Annotated in this window: 14 protein-coding genes; 11 read left to right on the forward strand and 3 right to left on the reverse strand. The window is 74.0% G+C overall.

Annotated features, from left to right (window positions below):
- Positions 1–40: 40 nt before the first annotated feature.
- Positions 41–1,342: a M14 family zinc carboxypeptidase gene (locus tag CRP52_RS21920; RefSeq protein ID WP_097237934.1), complete on the reverse strand. Its 1,302-nt coding sequence runs from the start codon at positions 1,340–1,342 to the stop codon at positions 41–43.
- Positions 1,343–1,698: 356 nt separating this feature from the next.
- Between CRP52_RS21920 and CRP52_RS21925 the strand changes: the two genes are divergently transcribed.
- The 6 genes from CRP52_RS21925 to obgE all read left to right on the forward strand — a co-directional run bounded on the left by CRP52_RS21925 (position 1,699) and on the right by obgE (position 11,088).
- Positions 1,699–3,627: a TIGR03960 family B12-binding radical SAM protein gene (locus CRP52_RS21925; RefSeq protein ID WP_097237935.1), complete on the forward strand. Its 1,929-nt coding sequence runs from the start codon at positions 1,699–1,701 to the stop codon at positions 3,625–3,627.
- 235 nt (positions 3,628–3,862) lie between these two features.
- Entirely contained in the window at positions 3,863–4,624 is a 762-nt protein-coding gene (locus tag CRP52_RS21930; RefSeq protein ID WP_097237936.1) for a TIGR03936 family radical SAM-associated protein, read from the forward strand.
- A 435-nt stretch (positions 4,625–5,059) separates the two neighbouring features.
- Entirely contained in the window at positions 5,060–8,668 is a 3,609-nt protein-coding gene (locus CRP52_RS21935; RefSeq protein ID WP_097237937.1) for an Rne/Rng family ribonuclease, read from the forward strand.
- 228 nt (positions 8,669–8,896) lie between these two features.
- On the forward strand, positions 8,897–9,214 hold the full coding sequence (gene rplU, locus CRP52_RS21940; protein ID WP_045696828.1) for a 50S ribosomal protein L21: 318 nt from the start codon (positions 8,897–8,899) through the stop codon (positions 9,212–9,214).
- A gap of 14 nt (positions 9,215–9,228) precedes the next feature.
- Entirely contained in the window at positions 9,229–9,486 is a 258-nt protein-coding gene (gene rpmA, locus CRP52_RS21945; RefSeq protein ID WP_030058248.1) for a 50S ribosomal protein L27, read from the forward strand.
- Between the two features lie 120 nt (positions 9,487–9,606).
- Positions 9,607–11,088, forward strand: coding sequence for a GTPase ObgE (gene obgE, locus CRP52_RS21950; RefSeq protein WP_097237938.1), 1,482 nt, complete (start codon positions 9,607–9,609; stop codon positions 11,086–11,088).
- A gap of 92 nt (positions 11,089–11,180) precedes the next feature.
- On the opposite strand, the gene CRP52_RS38390 is transcribed toward obgE, so the two are convergent.
- Complete coding sequence (locus CRP52_RS38390) at positions 11,181–11,966, reverse strand: hypothetical protein (RefSeq protein ID WP_179852879.1); 786 nt, start codon at positions 11,964–11,966, stop codon at positions 11,181–11,183.
- 312 nt (positions 11,967–12,278) lie between these two features.
- Here CRP52_RS38390 and proB point away from each other — a divergent pair, with 312 nt between their 5' ends.
- The 5 genes from proB (at position 12,279) to CRP52_RS40580 (ending at position 17,471) form a co-directional block, all read left to right on the forward strand.
- The gene (gene proB, locus CRP52_RS21965; protein WP_097237940.1) at positions 12,279–13,415 is read left to right on the forward strand and encodes a glutamate 5-kinase; all 1,137 of its coding nucleotides are present in this window, start codon (positions 12,279–12,281) and stop codon (positions 13,413–13,415) included.
- 176 nt (positions 13,416–13,591) lie between these two features.
- Positions 13,592–14,110, forward strand: coding sequence for a hypothetical protein (locus tag CRP52_RS21970; RefSeq protein WP_097237941.1), 519 nt, complete (start codon positions 13,592–13,594; stop codon positions 14,108–14,110).
- A gap of 141 nt (positions 14,111–14,251) precedes the next feature.
- Positions 14,252–15,574, forward strand: coding sequence for a glutamate-5-semialdehyde dehydrogenase (locus CRP52_RS21975; protein ID WP_097237942.1), 1,323 nt, complete (start codon positions 14,252–14,254; stop codon positions 15,572–15,574).
- 102 nt (positions 15,575–15,676) lie between these two features.
- Positions 15,677–16,252, forward strand: a complete 576-nt coding sequence (locus CRP52_RS21980) for an SCO2584 family spore wall biosynthesis protein (RefSeq protein WP_257033108.1) — start codon at positions 15,677–15,679, stop codon at positions 16,250–16,252.
- 157 nt (positions 16,253–16,409) lie between these two features.
- Positions 16,410–17,471 carry an SCO2583 family membrane protein gene (locus CRP52_RS40580; protein WP_097237944.1) on the forward strand — a complete coding sequence of 354 codons (1,062 nt, stop codon included), beginning with the start codon at positions 16,410–16,412 and terminating at the stop codon, positions 17,469–17,471.
- Between the two features lie 118 nt (positions 17,472–17,589).
- On the opposite strand, the gene CRP52_RS21990 is transcribed toward CRP52_RS40580, so the two are convergent.
- The gene (locus CRP52_RS21990; protein ID WP_097237945.1) at positions 17,590–18,642 is read right to left on the reverse strand and encodes a M48 family metallopeptidase; all 1,053 of its coding nucleotides are present in this window, start codon (positions 18,640–18,642) and stop codon (positions 17,590–17,592) included.
- Positions 18,643–18,773 lie beyond the last annotated feature (131 nt).

The following is an 18,773-nucleotide window of genomic DNA, read 5'->3' on the forward strand; positions in this document are numbered from 1 at the left end:
ACGGTGATTCCGGCAGGCCCGGCGACACCCGCGGCCCGGGTCAGAGGAGGCAGTCGGCGGTGGTGAGGACCGCACGGGTCTGGTGGGCGAGCTGTTCCTGGACGGGCACCCAGCGGGCGCCGAAGCGGTGGCGCAGGCGGTCGAGGCTGTCGGAGACGACGGCGCGGGCCCGGTCGCGGGCGGTGTCGGCGGCCGGGCCGCGGGCGTCGGCGAGCAGCCGCAGCAGGATCGAGGCGACCCGCAGCGGCACGCGGGCGGCGACCAGGCCGAGGGTGGTCACCCGGGAGGCGGTGAGCGGCTGGTCGGACCAGCGCTCCAGCCACTCCTCGGCCACCCGCGGGGCCACCGCCAGGCTGAACTCGGCGGTGCGCAGCAGCGGCCCGTACGCCCCGCCCGCGCCGCCCCCGTGCGCCGGCACGTGGGCGAGCAGCGCGGTCAGCTCCTCGGCGCGGGCGGTGAGGTCCCGCGCGGCGGCGCCGAGGGCCCGTGCCGCGGCGGGGTGGGGGCGGGCGTCGCCGACCGCGTCGACGGCCCACATCGGGACCTCCAGGACGGCGGTGACCGCGCCGTACCGGGCGGCGTGGGCCCAGGTGGAGAGCCCGGGCTCGTCCGGCAGTGCCCGGGAGACCTCGGTGCTGCCGGGAGCCGGCATCAGGTAGGTGCCGGGGGAGGGGCTGGCCCAGCCGATCGCGTCGTAGGAGTCCACGTCGAGCGGCAGCCCGGCCCGTTCGGCGGAGCGGGCGAAGCGCTCGGCGAGGCCGGGGACGGGGCCGGTGAGCTGGACGAAGGCCCCGCCGAAGTCCACCCCGTGCAGCGAGCACTGCAGGAACGGGCGCAGCTCGTCGATCAGACCTGTCAGCGCCCGGCTCTCCGGCATCGGCGCGCGGCCGGAGTCGGGAGCGGGCAGCAGTTCGGGCTGCTCCTCGAAGGCGGGGCGGAAGAAGTGCTCGTAGTGGCGGCGCATCGTGAGCGGGCCGTCGAGCCAGCCGGCGTTGAGCGCGGCGCCGTCCGGGTCGAGGCAGAGCAGCAGGTGCCAGGAGAGGCCGGGGCGGGCGGGGCGTTCCAGCAGCACCTCGGCCAGTCGGACGGCTCCGGCGGTGCCGATCGGCTCGTTGGGGTGCGGGCCGCCGACCACCAGCACGGCGCGCGGGCCGCGGTCGACGGAGAGCAGCAGCAGCGGGCGCCCGGCCCGGGAGCGGCCCACCTCGCGCAGCCGGCAGCGGTCCGGGTGGCGCAGGGCGAGCCGTCGGGCGGCGGCCTCGGCCTGCGCCTGCGTGGGGTAGCGGGCCGGCCGGGCGTCGAGGGTCCGGAGGGGGCGGATCCGCCGGCCGGTGTCGGTCATGGTTCTCCTTGCGCCGGTCGTGCGGCCGCCGGGGCGCGGCGGGAGGGGGCAGCGCCGGGGGAACTCCGATGAGGGCCGAGCGTACGACCCAACTTCCTTGTCCGGAAGGGGTGCAGAATGTGTGCACGATTCTTGGCGGAGCCCTGTCAGTACCGCACGGGCCCTCCGGGCGTGTCAACGGCGGACGGCGCCGGGCGAACACGGGCGCACCGCGCGTGCCGGACGCCCGGGGCGCGCCCGACCGCGGAGGCCGTGATCCGCGGCAGACGGCCCGTTCCCCGGATTGGGCTACCCTTGAGGGTCACCCCTCCCGTGCTGCTCGCGGCACCGAATCACGTCGTAAGGGTTCCTAGTACATGACTGTCGAATCGGTCTTCCCACGCCTGGAGGCCCTCCTCCCGCACGTCCAGAAGCCGATCCAGTACGTCGGCGGCGAGCTCAACTCGACCGTCAAGGACTGGGACGCCTGCGACGTCCGTTGGGCGCTGATGTACCCCGACGCCTACGAGGTCGGGCTGCCCAACCAGGGCGTCATGATCCTCTACGAGGTGCTGAACGAGCGCGAGGGCGTGCTCGCCGAGCGCACCTACAGCGTCTGGCCGGACCTCGAAGCGCTGATGCGCGAGCACGGCGTCCCGCAGTTCACCGTCGACGCCCACCGCCCGGTGAAGGCCTTCGACGTGTTCGGCCTGTCGTTCTCCACCGAGCTCGGCTACACCAACATGCTGACCGCGCTCGACCTGGCCGGCATCCCGCTGGAGGCCAAGGACCGCACCGACGAGGACCCGATCGTCCTCGCGGGCGGCCACGCGGCGTTCAACCCGGAGCCGATCGCGGACTTCCTGGACGCGGCGGTCGTCGGCGACGGTGAGCAGGCCGTTCTCGACATGACCGAGATCATCCGCGCCTGGAAGGCCGAGGGCCGCCCCGGCGGGCGCGACGAGGTGCTGCTGCGCCTGGCCCGCACCGGCGGGTTCTACGTGCCGAAGTTCTACGACGTGGAGTACCTGGCCGACGGCCGGATCGCCCGCGTCGTGCCGAACGCCCCCGGCGTGCCGTGGCGGGTGTCCAAGCACACCGTGATGGACCTGGACGAGTGGCCGTACCCGAAGCAGCCGCTGGTCCCGCTCGCGGAGACGGTGCACGAGCGGATGTCCGTGGAGATCTTCCGCGGCTGCACCCGCGGCTGCCGCTTCTGCCAGGCCGGCATGATCACGCGCCCCGTGCGGGAGCGAAGCATCACCGGTATCGGCGAGATGGTCGAGCGCGGGCTGAAGGCGACCGGCTTCGAGGAGGTCGGCCTGCTGTCGCTGTCCAGCGCCGACCACACCGAGATCGGCGACATCGCCAAGGGCCTCGCGGACCGCTACAGCGAGGACAAGATCGGCCTGTCGCTGCCGTCCACCCGGGTCGACGCCTTCAACATCGACCTCGCCAACGAGCTGTCCCGCAACGGGCGCCGCTCCGGTCTCACCTTCGCCCCCGAGGGCGGCAGCGAGCGCATGCGCAAGGTGATCAACAAGATGGTGTCGGAGGAGGACCTGATCCGCACCGTCGCCACCGCCTACGGCAACGGCTGGCGCCAGGTGAAGCTGTACTTCATGTGCGGCCTGCCGACCGAGACCGACGAGGACGTGCTCCAGATCGGCGAGATGGCGAAGAACGTCATCCAGAAGGGCCGCGAGGTCACCGGCCAGAACGACATCCGCTGCACCGTCTCCATCGGCGGGTTCGTGCCCAAGCCGCACACCCCGTTCCAGTGGGCCCCGCAGCTGTCCGCCGAGGCCACCGACGCCCGCCTGGCCAAGCTGCGCGACTCCATCCGCGGCGACCGCAAGTACGGCAAGAACATCGGCTACCGCTACCACGACGGCAAGCCGGGCATCGTCGAGGGCCTGCTCTCCCGCGGCGACCGCCGGGTCGGCGCGATCATCCGCGCCGTCTACGAGGACGGCGGCCGCTTCGACGGCTGGCGCGAGTACTTCTCGTACGACCGCTGGATGGCCTGCGCCGAGAAGGGCCTGGCCGGCACCGGCGTCGACGTCGACTGGTACACCACCCGCGAGCGCACCTACGAGGAGGTGCTGCCCTGGGACCACCTGGACAGCGGCCTCGACAAGGACTGGCTCTGGGAGGACTGGCAGGACGCCCTCGAAGAGGTCGAGGTCGACGACTGCCGCTGGACCCCGTGCTTCGACTGCGGCGTCTGCCCGCAGATGGACACGGCCATACAAATCGGCCCCACCGGCAAGAAGCTGCTCCCGCTGACGGTCGTCAACAAGTAGCCGTCGGCGAGTGACGGTCGCCACATCCCGGACCCCCGGTCGGAACGTTCCGGCCGGGGGTCGCCCGTGCGTGGCTGACCAGGGGCGGAGCGAGGGGGGTGGCGGGGCGCGTACCCTTTGGGGTGACAGAGTCCGGGCAGTGGCGGGAAGACGCCGTGCCGGACTGGGACAACTGACTAAGGACTGAGCGACCCTGGCACGCCGTACGCCCGACGGTCCGCCGCCCGCGCCGACGGTGCAGCGGATTCGTCTCCGCTACACCAAGCGCGGCCGGCTCCGCTTCACCAGCCACCGCGACTTCCAGCGCGCCTTCGAGCGCGCCCTGCGCCGGTCCGCCGTTCCGATGGCCTACTCGGCCGGCTTCACCCCGCACCCGAAGGTCTCCTACGCCAACGCGGCCCCGACCGGGGTGGCGAGCGAGGCGGAGTACCTGGAGATCGGCCTGGCCGCCCTGCGCGACCCCGAGCAACTGCGGGCGCAGCTGGACGAGTCGCTGCCGACGGGCCTGGACGTGATCGACGCCGTCGAGGTGCGCACGCCGAACTTCGTGGAGCGCCTGGAGGCCTCCGAGTGGCTGGTCCGGCTGGACGGTGTCGAGCCGGACGAGGCGGCCCGTGCGGCGGCGCGTTTCCTCGCCGAGGAGCGGGTCGAGGTCGAACGCCTCACCAAGAACGGCGTGCGGGTCTTCGACGCGCGCGGCGCGGTGGCGGCGCTCGACGTCGTCCCGGCCCAGGTCGACGCCGGTGCGGACACGGAGACGGGAACCGACCACGATGTTCGGACGGCCCGTCCCTGTGCGATACTGCGCCTGGTAGTACGACACGCCACACCCGCCGTACGACCCGACGACGTATTGTCCGGTCTCCGTGCGACGGCCGACCTGGCGCCGCCGGTCCCCGCAGAGGTGACCAGGCTGGCGCAGGGGCCGCTCGACGAGGGGACCGGCACGGTGACCGACCCGCTGGCGCTCGACCGCGCCGCGGCCCCGGCCGGCTGAGAAACGGCTGCCGGGCCGCGCGCTACCGCGTCCGCCTAGCGGGCGGAGGCCGGGTCCAGTGACTCACTGGGCCCGACGGTCCTCCAGGGTTCCCGCGGCTCCCCAGGGGAGCGAGCGTCGTCGCAGCACAGGCCTGCCACCCGGGGCCTGCCGGCCAGGAAGGCCGGTGGGCCCGGGGCCCCGTCCGGGAGCCACCCGGGGTTGGGGGAGGGCGCAGCTTGGGAAAACCTCAGAAGACTGGTCAGACCAGAAGACTTTCGACACCCCGCCGAGCGCGGGGCGCCGAGCGAGACTACGAGCCCCTGTGCGGCCTCGCGTCCGCGCGGCGGCACCAAGGAAGGGTCCGGCCCGAGCATCGTCGCGATGCCGGCCGCCCACCGGTGCCGTGCCGTGCCCGGATGCGGAGCCCGGGGGCCTGACGGGAGATCCACCCGCATGCTCGATAACACCGATCCGCAGCAGACTGCGGCCACGGAACAGAACGAAGCCGCCGCGGCCGGCGGCGAGGGCGCGTCCGCCGCGCCCCCGCGTCGCCGTCGCCGCGCGGTGTCCCGCCCGGCGGGCACCCCGCAGGGGGCGGCCGCCGAGGCGGCCGAGACGGTCCTGCCGGCCGAGGCACCGGCGGTCGAGACCGCCGCGGCTGCGGCCGCCGAGCCGGTGGCCGAGAAGCCGGTCCGGGCCCGCCGGACCCGCAAGCGTGCCGAGGCCCCGGCCGGGGCGCCGGAGGCCTCCGCGATCGTGGTCACCGCGGCGGATGCCGCCGTGACGCCGGTCGAGGAGCAGCCGGCGGCGAAGGCCGGCAAGGCCGAGAAGGCCGAGACGGCGGAGAAGCCGGTCCGGGCCCGTCGTACCCGCAAGCGTGCCGAGGCGCCCGCCGGTGCGCCCGCAGCCGAGGCCCCCGCCGCCGTCGAGGCGCCGGTCGTCGAGACGCCCGCCCCCGCCGCCGAGCCGGTGGCCGAGGAGGCTCCGGCCGCTCCGGCCCGCCGTCCGCGCCGTCGCCGGGTGGTCGAGGCCGCGCCGGTGGTCGAGGCGCCGGTCGAGGAGCCCGCCGCCGAGGAGCCCGCCGCCGAGGAGCCGGTCGTCTCGGAGGAGGCCGAGGAGGAGGCCGTCGAGCCGGTGGCCGAGACCGCCCCGGCTGCCGCCCCCGCCCCGGCCGTCGAGGCCGAGCCGCACCACCGGGTGCGCCGCCGCGCCGTCCGCCCGGCCACCGCGGTCTTCCAGGCCCCGGTGTTCCAGGAGCCCGCCCCCTACGTCGCGCCGGCCGCGCCTGCCGCGCCCTCCGGGCCGGCCGCGGCGCAGCAGCCCGCCGCCGCCCCGGCGCCGGTCGAGGCCCCGGCCGCCGTCGAGGGCGCCGAGGACGAGGAGTACGAGTACAGCGGCGTCGGCCGCCGCCGCCGGGTCCGTGCCCGGGTCGAGTCGGGCCGTCGCAAGCCGGCCGCCGCGGCGCGTGCCGAGGCCCCGGCGGCCAAGGCCCCGGTCGTCCAGGCCCCCGCCGTCGAGGCTCCGGCCGCCGAGGCACCCGCCGTGGAGGCACGGGCCGCCGCCGGTCCGGAGGCCGAGGGCGACTGGGAGGAGGACGGCCGTCCGTCGCGCCGTCGCCGCCGGGGCGGTCGCCGCCGCCGTCGTGGCGAGGCCGAGGAGTTCGAGGCCGCCGAGGCCGTCGAGACCGAGCAGCCCGCCGCCGAGGAGCCGGCCCGGGCCGTCGCCGAGGAGGAGGACGAGGAGGAGGACGACGACCTGGCCGCCGGCCTGTCCTCGTCCCGTCGTCGTCGCCGCCGTCGCCGCCGCAGCGGTGAGGCCGGCGCCGTCGAGACCGCCGAGACCACCGAGGATGGCGTCCGCACGGTGGTGAAGGTGCGCGAGCCGCGCCGCCGTTCCACCGAGCCGTCCTTCGACCCGGACGAGGTGCAGTCCATCAAGGGCTCGACCCGTCTGGAGGCGAAGAAGCAGCGCCGCCGCGAGGGCCGCGAGCTGGGCCGCCGCCGGGTGCCGATCATCACCGAGGCCGAGTTCCTGGCCCGCCGGGAGTCGGTCGAGCGCGTCATGGTGGTGCGCCAGAACGGTCAGCGCACCCAGATCGGCGTCCTTGAGGACGGCGTGCTGGTCGAGCACTACGTCAACAAGGAGCAGGCCACCTCGTACGTCGGCAACGTGTACCTGGGCAAGGTCCAGAACGTGCTGCCGTCGATGGAGGCCGCCTTCGTCGACATCGGCAAGGGCCGCAACGCGGTGCTGTACGCCGGCGAGGTCAACTTCGGTGCGCTGGGCGGCCACGGCGGCCCGCGCCGGATCGAGTCGGTGCTGAAGTCCGGCCAGTCCGTGCTGGTGCAGGTCTCCAAGGACCCGATCGGCCACAAGGGCGCCCGCCTGACCAGCCAGATCTCGCTGCCCGGCCGCTACCTGGTCTACGTGCCCGAGGGCTCGATGACCGGCATCTCGCGCAAGCTGCCCGAGAACGAGCGCGCCCGCCTGAAGCAGATCCTCAAGAAGATCGTCCCGGACGACGCGGGCGTGATCGTGCGCACCGCCGCCGAGGGCGCCTCCGAGGAGGAGCTGACCCGCGACGTCCAGCGGCTGCAGCAGCAGTGGGAGGACATCCAGAAGAAGGCCACGACCGGCAACGCCCCGGCGCTGCTGTACGGCGAGCCGGACATGACCGTCCGGGTCGTCCGCGACATCTTCAACGAGGACTTCACCAAGGTCATCGTCTCCGGTGACGAGGCGTGGAAGACCATCCACGAGTACGTCTCCAACGTGGCCCCGGACCTCGCCGAGCGGCTCCAGCGGTGGACCTCCGAGGTGGACGTGTTCGCCACCTACCGGATCGACGAGCAGCTGATGAAGGCGCTGGACCGCAAGGTCTGGCTGCCCAGCGGCGGTTCGCTGGTGATCGACCGCACCGAGGCGATGGTCGTCATCGACGTCAACACCGGGAAGTTCGTCGGCCAGGGCGGCAACCTGGAGGAGACGGTCACCCGCAACAACATCGAGGCGGCCGAGGAGATCGTGCGCCAGCTGCGGCTGCGCGACCTCGGCGGCATCATCGTGATCGACTTCATCGACATGGTCCTGGAGTCCAACCGCGACCTGGTGCTGCGCCGCCTGCTGGAGTGCCTGGGCCGGGACCGGACCAAGCACCAGGTGGCCGAGGTCACCTCGCTGGGCCTGGTCCAGATGACCCGCAAGCGGGTCGGCCAGGGCCTGCTGGAGTCCTTCTCCGAGGCCTGCGTGCACTGCAACGGCCGCGGTGTGATCGTCCACATGGAGCAGCCGAGCGTCCACGTCCACGCCCCGGCCGCCGCGGCGGGCGAGGCCGCCTCGGGTGGCAAGCGCCGTCGCCGGGGCAAGGGCGGCGCGGCCCACGAGGAGCTGCAGACCGTCGAGGCCGCCGCGGCCGAGGCCGTGGCGCGGGTCGGCGCGGAGGCCGTCGAGGCCGTCGAGGCGTCGGCCGAGCCGGTGCGCGAGGAGATCGAGGGCCAGCTGGCCCTGGAGGTCCCGGGCGTCGAGGCCGCTGCCGAGGCCCCCGTCGTGGAGGCCGCCGAGGCCGTGGTCGTCGAGGCGCCGGTCGCCGAGCAGGCCCCGGCCGCTCCGGCGGGCCGCCCGCGTCGCCGTGCGGTGCGCAAGGCGACCGCTTCGGCCGGTTCGCCGGGCACCGCCGAGATCGTGGTGCTGCAGGCGAAGGCCGAGGCGGCGCTGGAGGCGGCCCTGGAGGCCGCGACCCCGGCCGTCGCCGAGACCGCTGCCGAGGCCGCCGTCGAGGCGCCGGGCGAGCCGGTCGTCGTCGCGGAGGCCGCGGTCGCCGAGACCCCGGCCGAGGAGCCCGCCGAGGCCCCCGCCGCCGAGGCGGCGACCGAGGAGGCCGCGGCCGAGGAGGCGCCGGCGCCGAAGAAGCGGGCTGCCCGCAAGACCGCCGCGAAGAAGACGGCCGCCAAGAAGACGACCACGGCGGCCAAGAAGACCACCGCCCGCAAGACCGCCACCAAGCGGACGAGCGCGGCGGCCAAGAAGGCCGCGGCCGCCGAGGGTGATACGGCGGCCGAGTAGTGCCCACGCCCGGGGCGGGAGTCGTTCCCGCCCCGGGCCGTACGGGCCGGTTTGCCCCCTGGGCGGCCGGTCCGTATTCTTGACCATCGGCGTGTCTACGCCATGCTCCCGAGCACATCACCTTCCCGAAGCACCGCGTCCGCGCGGTACGGAGGGAAGAGGCTCCTGTGTCCGTACCCAGGTGGCTGGCGTCGGGGGTTCAGACCGAGCAAGGAAAGCAGGTACCGCATGTACGCGATCGTTCGCGCAGGCGGCCGCCAGCACAAGGTCGCCGTGGGCGACGTGCTGGAGATCGACCGTATCGAGGCCAAGCCGGGTGACTCGGTCGAGCTCTCGACCATCCTCGTCGTCGACGGTGACGCTGTCACCTCCGACCCGTGGGTCCTGGCCGGCGTGAAGGCTCACGCCGAGGTGGTCGACCAGACCAAGGGTGACAAGATCGTCATCCTGCGCTACAAGAACAAGACCGGCTACCGCCGCCGTCAGGGTCACCGTCAGCAGCACACCGCGGTGCGCATCACCAGCATCGACTCGGTCAGCAAGTAAGGGGTTAGCGAGATATGGCACACAAGAAGGGCGCAAGCTCTACCCGTAACGGCCGTGACTCGAACGCCCAGCGCCTCGGCGTGAAGCGCTTCGGCGGCCAGGTCGTCTCGGCCGGCGAGATCCTCGTCCGCCAGCGCGGCACCCACTTCCACCCGGGTGCGGGCGTCGGTCGCGGTGGCGACGACACCCTGTTCGCGCTGACCGCCGGTGCCGTGCAGTTCGGCAACCGCCGCGGCCGCAAGGTCGTCAACATCGTGGCCGTCGAGGCCTGAGTCCCCGCGGACTCCCGAGTCACATAACGACTCACAGTGAAGGGTGGGCCGGAATTCTCCGGTCCACCCTTCGCGCTTTACGCAGGTAGAAGCAGACTCTCGCGCACTGGAGGCACACCCATGACCACCTTCGTGGACCGCGTCGAACTTCACGTCGCCGCGGGTAACGGGGGCCACGGCTGCGCCTCCGTGCACCGCGAGAAGTTCAAGCCGCTCGGCGGCCCGGACGGCGGCAACGGCGGGGAGGGCGGCAGCGTCATCCTCACCGTGGACTCGCAGGTCACCACCCTGCTGGAGTACCACCACTCGCCCAAGCGCAAGGCCACCAACGGCAAGCCGGGCGCGGGCGGCAACCGCACCGGCGCCGACGGCGAGGACCTCGTCCTGCTGGTGCCGGACGGCACCGTGGTGCTCGACCGCAAGGGCAACGTGCTGGCCGACCTCGTCGGCCACGGCACCAGCTTCGTCGCCGCCCAGGGCGGCCGCGGCGGCCTCGGCAACGCCGCGCTGGCCTCGGCCCGCCGCAAGGCGCCCGGCTTCGCGCTGCTCGGCGAGCCCGGCGAGGCCCGTGACATCGTCATGGAGCTCAAGTCCGTCGCCGACGTGGCCCTGGTGGGCTACCCGAGCGCCGGCAAGTCCTCGCTGATCTCGGTGCTCTCCGCCGCCAAGCCGAAGATCGCGGACTACCCGTTCACCACCCTGATCCCCAACCTCGGCGTGGTCACCGCCGGCGACACCGTCTACACCATCGCCGACGTGCCCGGCCTGATCCCGGGCGCCAGCCAGGGACGCGGCCTGGGCCTGGAGTTCCTGCGCCACGTCGAGCGCTGCTCGGTGCTGGTGCACGTGCTGGACTGCGCCACCCTGGAGCCCGGCCGCGACCCGCTGAGCGACCTGGAGACCATCGAGGCCGAGCTCGCCGAGTACGGCGGTCTGGAGGACCGCCCGCGCCTGGTCGCGCTCAACAAGGTGGACGTGCCGGACGGCCAGGACATCGCCGACCTGACCCGCGCCTCCCTGGAGGAGCGCGGCTACCAGGTGTTCGAGGTCTCCGCCGCCTCCCGCAAGGGCCTGCGCGAGCTGAGCTTCGCGGTGGCCAAGATCGTCGCCGAGGCGCGCGCCGCCAAGCCGGTCGAGGAGTCCACCCGGATCGTGCTGCGGCCCGCCGCCGTCGACGACGCGGGCTTCACCATCACCGAGGAGGACGGCGCCTACCGCATCCGCGGCGTCAAGCCGGAGCGCTGGGTCCGCCAGACCGACTTCAGCAACGACGAGGCCGTCGGCTACCTCGCCGACCGGCTGGCCCGCCTCGGCGTCGAGGAGAAGCTGTGGAAGGTCGGGGCGCAGGAGGGCGACACCGTCATCATCGGCCCGGACGAGAACGCCGTCGTCTTCGACTGGGAGCCGACCATGGCCGCCGGCGCGGAGATGCTCGGCCGCCGCGGTGAGGACCACCGCATGGAGACCCAGCGCCCGGCGGTCGACCGCCGCCGGGAGAAGCAGCGGGGCCGGGACGCGGCCGAGGCCGAGTTCCTCGCCTTCGAGGCGCTCTCCAGCGGCCGCCAGGCCGCCATCGAGGGCGACGACGAAGACGAGGACTGATCCCGCGCGCAGCCGCTGACGCCGAACGGCCCCCGCCGACCTTCCGGTCGACGGGGGCCGTTCGCCTGCCCGGTGGCAGTGGTGACGGATCGTCACTTCGTCCAGGCGGCCTGGACCTTGGTGATGTCGGTCGAGTCGCCGTAGCCGATCATCACCGGCGAACCGCCGGCCGGGAAGCTCACGATGTCGCAGCCCTTGAACTCCACGCCCTTGGTGGCGCCCGAGAAGCTCGGGGTGGTGCACTTGGCGATCGGGGTCGAGCCGACCGGGTTGGCGAAGCTCGCGGTGTTGCCCGAGGCGTCGTAGACCTTGAGCTTGGAATCGGGGGCGCTGAAGGTCAGCTTGGTGTCCCCGAGGTTCTTCATCGTCCAGCTGACGTAGTAGAGCGCGCGGCCGTCCAGACCGGCCGTGTTGGCCTTGGCGTCCTGGAAGTCCTTGAGCGAGCCCGGGGCCACGCCGGTGACGGTGAACTCCAGCTTGGCGTTGATGTTCGAGGTCTTGTCGGTGAAGTCCACGGTGGCCGGCTGGCCGAACTTCACCGCGGTGCCGGCCTGCGGCAGCTTGCCGCCGCCGGCCCCGCCGCCCGCGGCCCCGGCCGTCCCGGCGCCGCCGGTGGCCGCGCCGCCCGTGGCCGCACCGGTGGCCCCGCCCGTGGCCGCGCCCGAGGGGGCGGCGGTCGAACCGCCGGCCGCACCGCCGGTGGCGGCACCCCCGGAGGCCCCGCCGGTGGTGGCCCCGCCGGTCGGCGCCGGAGCGGCACCGGTCGCACCGCCGGTACCGGTCGACGGGTCCGAGTTGTCCGGACCGCAGGCCGCGAGCGACAGCGCGGTGGCCGCCGCCAGGGCGGCGACGGTCAGCTTGGTGGTGTACGAACGCATGATGCGCTTTTCTCCCGGGCGCGCAGCCGCGAACCGTTGCCGGCATGCCCAGTGCGGCGCCGCCCTCTCGTGACAGGAAGGGTCGAAGACGAAATGGGTCCAGCGGGCAAGAAGCCGTCCCCCGATCTGGCTTTCGGTCAGGGACCATACCAGCCATCCGGATTGTCGACCGGTCTGTGGCAAGCCCGTGACCAGGCCGGGTCCAGCCGGTGAAACGGCCTTCGGGAGACCTGCGCGAATCGCGTAGATTTCGGGGGTGACGGCAGGCCGGGCCCGCCGTACCCGCACCACACCGGAAGGGCGTACAGCCAGATGAGCGAGGACTTTCTGCGGGAGGAGGTGCTGACCGCACGACGGATCGTCGTCAAGGTCGGCTCCTCCTCACTCACCACGGCGGCCGGCGGCCTGGACGCCGACCGCGTCGACGCCCTGGTGGACGCGCTCGCCAAAGTGCGCAGCCGCCCCGACGCACCCGAGGTCGTGCTCGTCTCCTCCGGCGCCATCGCCGCCGGACTCGCCCCGCTCGGCCTGGAGAAGCGCCCCAAGGACCTGGCCCGCCAGCAGGCCGCCGCCAGCGTCGGCCAGGGACTGCTCGTCGCCCGCTACACCGCCTCCTTCGCCCGGTACGGCATCCGGGTCGGCCAGGTGCTGCTCACCGCCGAGGACGCCAGCCGGCGTGCCCACTACCGCAACGCCTACCGCACCCTGGACCAGCTGCTGGCCATGGGCGCGATGCCGATCGTCAACGAGAACGACACCGTCGCCACCGCCGAAATCAAGTTCGGCGACAACGACCGGCTCGCCGCGCTCGTCGCCCACCTCGTCCGGGCCGACCTGCTGGTCCTGCTCTCCGACGTGGACGGCCTCTACGACGGCGACCCGTCCCGCCCCGGCACCAGCCGGATCGCCCGGGTCAGCGGCCCGCACGACCTCGACGGCATCGAGATCGGCAGCGCGGGCAAGGCCGGCGTCGGCACCGGCGGCATGGTCACCAAGGTCGAGGCGGCCCGGATCGCCACCGGCGCGGGCATCCCCGTCGTGCTCACCGCCGCCAGCCAGGCCGCCGACGCCCTCGCCGGCCGCTCCACCGGCACCCTCTTCCTGCGCACCGGCGCCCGCACCTCCGACCGGATGCTCTGGCTGGCCCACGCGAGCAGCCCGCGCGGCGCCCTGCACCTGGACGCGGGGGCCGTCGAGGCGGTCGTCTCCGGCGGTGCCTCGCTGCTCCCGGCCGGGGTCACCAAGGTCGACGGGGAGTTCGCCGCGGGTGATCCGGTGGACCTTCTTGCCGAAAACGGCCACATCGTCGCCCGCGGACTGGTCAACTTTGATGCGAGGGAGTTGCCCCGCCTGCTCGGCCGGTCCACCCGCGACCTGGCCCAGGAGTTGGGCGCCGCCTACGAGCGCGAGGTCGTCCACCGCGACGACCTGGTCGTTCTGCGCGGCTGACCGGCCCCGGGGGCCGGCACCGGCCGATCGGCACAGTGTGGACGGCGGGCCGCTGCGAACGGGAGCGGTCCGGCCACGGGCGAGGAGGGGCGCAGCCGCACCCGTCGGCCCGGAGCCGACGGGGACGGGTGGGGGACGGTGGGGACGACAGGACATCGCCGAACAGGAGGCCGCCGGTGGAACGCAGGCGCGAGGCAGCGCTGACCGGAGGGACGGCGGGCCGGCGGCTGACCAGCATCGACGGCGGACGCGGGGACGGCCCCGCCGAGCCGGCCGGTCCGCCACACCAGAGGCCCGGGGGAGCGCGCAGGCCGCAGCGCACGGACGCGGCACAACCGCCCACCGTGCCCGAGCAGGCACGGCTGTGGCACGTGGTGCTGAGCGTGGCCGGTCAGGTCACCCCACTGTCCTCGCTGCGCGCCTCGCTTGAGCAACTGGCGCACGACCACTCGTTCTTCCTGACCGCCCGCTACGCGGCCGATCACGCCGAGATCCGCTACTGGGAACAGGCCCGGGACCTGCACGACGCGGCGGCGATGGCGCTGCGGCTGTGGGGCGAGCACAAGGTCACCGCGAAGCTGCCGCCGTGGGAGATCGTCGGTCTTGAGGTCGTCGACCGGACGACCTACCACAAGCGGGTGGCCGAGGGCTTCGGCGATCCGCCGCCGCACCTGGGCGGGGTGCACCCGTACTGAGCCGTACCGGGCCCGTCGCGGCGGGGTCGGCGGGCCGGTTCGCCCGGTGGTCCCGGTCGGCGTCCCAGCGGCGTCCCGCCGGGTGTCTCACCGGGCGAAATACCGGCCGGGGCGGCGCGCGCAGTCGCTACCCTTGGCGGCATGACCAGCGACCTCGCCACCGCCGACAGCCCCGTCCTCGCCGTAGCGCGCCGAGCCCGGGAGGCCGCCGCCGCGCTCGCCCCGCTGCCGCGCAGGGCGAAGGACGCCGCGCTGCTGGCGATCGCGGACGCGCTGGTCGCCCGCAGCGCCGAGATCGTCGCGGCCAACGCCGAGGACGTGGCCCGGGCCCGGGAGGCCGGCACGGCCGAGTCGGTGGTCGACCGGCTGACGCTCACCGACGAGCGGATCGCCGCGATCGCCTCCGACGTGCGCGACGTGGCCGGCCTGCCCGACCCGGTCGGCGAGGTGGTGCGCGGCTACACGCTGCCGAACGGCCTGGACGTGCGGCAGGTCCGGGTGCCGCTCGGCGTGGTCGGCATCATCTACGAGGCCCGGCCGAACGTCACCGCGGACGCCGCCGCGCTCTGCCTCAAGTCCGGCAACGCGGTGCTGCTGCGCGGCTCGGCCTCGGCCTACCGCTCGAACACCGCGCTGGTCGCCGTCCTGCGGGACGCCGTCGCCGCGGCCGGGCTGCCCGCCGACGCGATCCAGCTGGTGCCCGGGGAGAGCCGCGACTCGGTGCAGGAGCTGATGCGCGCCCGCGGCTACGTCGACGTACTGATCCCGCGCGGCGGCGCCTCGCTCATCCGGACCGTCGTCGAGGGCTCGACCGTCCCGGTGATCGAGACCGGCACCGGCAACTGCCACGTCTACGTGGACGCCGACACCGACCTGGCGATGGCCGTCGGCATCCTGCTGAACTCCAAGGCGCAGCGGGTCAGCGTCTGCAACGCGGCCGAGACCCTGCTGGTCCACCAGGACGTCGCGGACGCCTTCCTGCCGCTCGCCCTGGCCGCCCTCGCCGAGGCCGGGGTGACCGTGCACGGCGACGAGGCGGTGCTCAAGGCCGCCGAGGGCGGCCAGGCCACCGTGGTGCCCGCGACCGACGAGGACTGGGGCGCCGAGTACCTGTCGCTGGACCTGGCCGCGGCCGTGGTGCCCTCGCTGGAGGCCGCCGTCGACCACATCCGCCGCTGGTCCTCCGGCCACACCGAGGCGATCGTCACCACCTCGCAGGCCGCCGCCCGCCGCTTCACCCAGTTGGTCGACTCGACCACGGTCGCCGTCAACGCCTCCACCCGTTTCACCGACGGCGGTGAGTTCGGCTTCGGCGCGGAGATCGGCATCTCCACCCAGAAGCTGCACGCCCGCGGCCCGATGGGCCTGCCCGAGCTGACCAGCACCAAGTACATCGTCACCGGTGACGGGCACGTGCGGGGCGAGGCGACGCAGACCGTCGGCGGGAGCTCGGACGCCCGCTGAGCCGGGGGACGGGAACCGGCCGTCACACGGGTGACGGACCAACTGCCGGGAGCCACAGACAAATCGCCCGGCCGGTAATACGCTGAATCCGTGGCTGAGGATGTGGGGGGCTTGCCGTACCCCGACGGCGCCGACCACGGTGGTGCGGACGACGAGTTCGCCACCGTGGTCTTCGATGAGGCCTTCGTCCGGTCCGCCGCCGTGCACGAGCCGACCGCCAAGGAGCGGCAACTCGCCGCTGCCGAGGCCCGGTTCGAGTCGGACGCTGCGGGCGCGGGCTGGGGCCATGAGGTCCCGGCCGGGGACGGGCTGCCGCTGGAGCTGCGCCCGTACCCGAGCGGACTGGACGCGGACCACCTCTACCCCGACCCCTGGTCGGGAACGGGCCGCTCGGCCGGGCGCCAGGGCCGGCGCCGGTGGCGGCGCGGCTTCGACCCGGTGGGCGGCCGCGGCCGGTACGTGGCCCAGCAGCGCTGGCACCGGCCGGTGGCCTGGGTGCTCGCCGTGATCATGGGCGTGAGCCTGGTGGCGGTCGCGGTCGCGGCGGTCTACCAGGGCGTGGGCGGCTCCCCGAGCGCGCCCCGCAGGCCGGAGTCCGGCAGCAGTAGCGCCGGGGTGGACCCGCGCCCGGCGCCCGCCGAGCCCTTGCCGGTGGTCACCGCCGCACCGGCGGGCTGAGGCCCGCCTCCGGGCCACGGCCTGCGTCCGGGCTTCCGCACGGATGTCGGTGTGGAGGCCGCGCGGGCGTACGCCCCGGGTGGTGCTCACCGAGCGTCCCCGGGAATCTGCGCCGGGCCCCTCGTGGCGGCGCGGGTGTCCGCCTACCCTTGGTGGTATGGGTGACCCGCGAGAACCTCCTGAGGGTACGCCCGAGGGCGGTTCCGGCAACGAGGACGAATTCCGGTCCGTCGTCTTCGACGAATCGTTCGTCCGGGCTGCCCGGATCCAGGAGCTGTCCGCCCGGGAGCGGCTGGCCGGCTCCTTCGGCAAGGCCACCCGGCAGCGGGTGCGGCTCGGCCCGCTGGGCTCCGTCCCGCGCCAGGCACTCGCCCTGCTGCTGCTCATCCTGCTCGCCTTCGGCGCCGCCGTGTACTTCGGGGTCAGCTCGCCGAGGGGCGTCCCGGCCCGCCCCGAGGGCAGCCAACTGACCGTCAGCCTGGTCGCGTTGAGCCCGGCTTCGACCGTCCACCCGGTCGCCGACCCGGCCAACCCCTTCGCCGCGCTGCCGGTCGGCTACGGGGACGGCACGCTCGGGCTGAACACCCCGACCGGGGCCGCCACCGAGCACTTCAGCCGGGTCGAGGTGACCAAGGCGCTCGACACCGTCCAGCGCTACCTGGTCGCCTCCTCGCTGGCCCCGGCCGCCCTGGTCCAGGGCGCCACCGCGGACGTACGGACCTTCGTCACACCCGGTGAGCAGGCCGGGTTCGACGCGAGCGTGGCCCAGCCGCTGGACGACCGGCACCACGCGGTGACCGGGTGGGTGGTGCGCTTCGACCCGGCGCAGGTCGCGCTGGCCTCGAACACCGTGAAGGTGGCCGGCGCGATGCGGATCGACGAGGCGGACAGCGGGACGCTGCAGATCACCACCGACCACACCTTCGTCTACGCGCTCAAGCCGGCCGGCGCCCCGGCCGGAGCACCGGTCACCCTGGAGACCGTGCGGCGGCAGCTGACCTTCCAGTTCGACCGGGTCGACCTGGCCTCGGCGCAGCTGCGGCTGGTGGACTCGGTGCTGGAGGCCGGGCCGGCACCCTGCGGCACCTCGATGGCGGGCTTCCTGCAGCCGGTGCTGGCCGGCGCCCAGGGCACGGCGGTCGCGCCGCCGACGGCGGTCGACCCCGGCAACCACGCCCGGCCGGCCTGGCAGGTGTGCGGAGTGCTGGCGGGGAGCTGAGGGGCGGCGGACGCAGGCGCGGGCGCAGGTGTGCGGGCGGACGCGCGGACGGCCTTAGGCGCGGACGGCCGGTGACCCGGGTGGGTCACCGGCCGTCGTGCGGCTCGGGCGGGCCGGCTCAGTCGGCGTCGCGGTCGTTCGAGCCGCCGCGTCCGGCCCCGGCGAAGGTGTCGCGGAGCTTGCCGCCGACGGTCGCGGCGCCGCCGGCGACGTCCCGCAGCAGGCCCATCAGCGGGTCCTTGCTCTCCTTCACCGAGGTCGCGTAGTGGTCGGCGGCGGCCTTCCACTGCTCGCCGACCGAGGCCTCCCGGTCGTCCTCGCGGCGCGGGTAGGCACCGGCCAGGATCGAGCGGTACTCGTCGCTCTCCGCCCACTTCTTCAGCTGGGCGACCCGGACCACCGCGAAGGGGTGGGTCTGCGGCAGCAGCTGCAGCAGCTTGAGGACGCCGTCGCGCAGGTCGCCGGCCTTCTCGTACTCCTCGGCCTGCTCCAGGAAGGCGTCCACGTTCATCTCGGCCAGGTTGTGCCCGCCGGCCAGCTTCATCAGGGCCCGCATGGACGCCTGCAGGTCCTGCCCGGCGAGCAGGCCGGCCCGGTCGCTGGACAGCTCCGCCTTGCGGAACCACTCCTTGAGCGCGGTGATGACGGCCGTGATCGCCAGGTTGCCCAGCGGCACCCAGGCGATCCGGGTGGCGATGTTGGTGAGGATCATCAGCATCGTCCGGTAGACCGCGTGGCCGGACATCGCGTGGCCCACCTCGTGGCCGATGACCGAGCGCAGCTCCTCCTCGTCGAGCAGCTCGACCAGGCCGCTGGTGACCACGATGATCGGGGTGTCGATGCCGATGGTGAACGCGTTGACCGACGGGTCCTGGGTCACGTACAGGTCCGGGACCTGCTGCAGGTCGAGGGTGTACGCGGCGTCGCGCACCATGTCGTACAGCTCGGGGAACTGGCGCTCGGAGGTCTTCACGGCGGTGGCCAGGAACATCAGCCGTATTGCGCGCTCGGAGACCAGCCCGGCGAGCTTCTTCAGGATCTCGTCGAAGCCGGACAGCTTCCGCAGGGCGACCAGGGCCGAACGGTCGGCCGGGTGCTCCCAGGCCCGGGTGGAGATGCCGGGGAAGCGCTCGCGGCGGCGGCTCGGGGTCTTCGCGGTCGTGTCGGTCATGGTCTGGGTTACCTCCTGGTCGACGGCGGTCCCGGCGCGCCGGCCGGCCCCCCGCTGCTCTTCGCCTGCAACGACTGTCTGTGCAACGTCCGCGGTTGCGCACTCGTCCCCGGGCCCGGCGTACGAACGGC

This window comes from Streptomyces sp. 1331.2 (genome assembly GCF_900199205.1).
Classification (GTDB): Bacteria; Actinomycetota; Actinomycetes; order Streptomycetales; family Streptomycetaceae; genus Kitasatospora.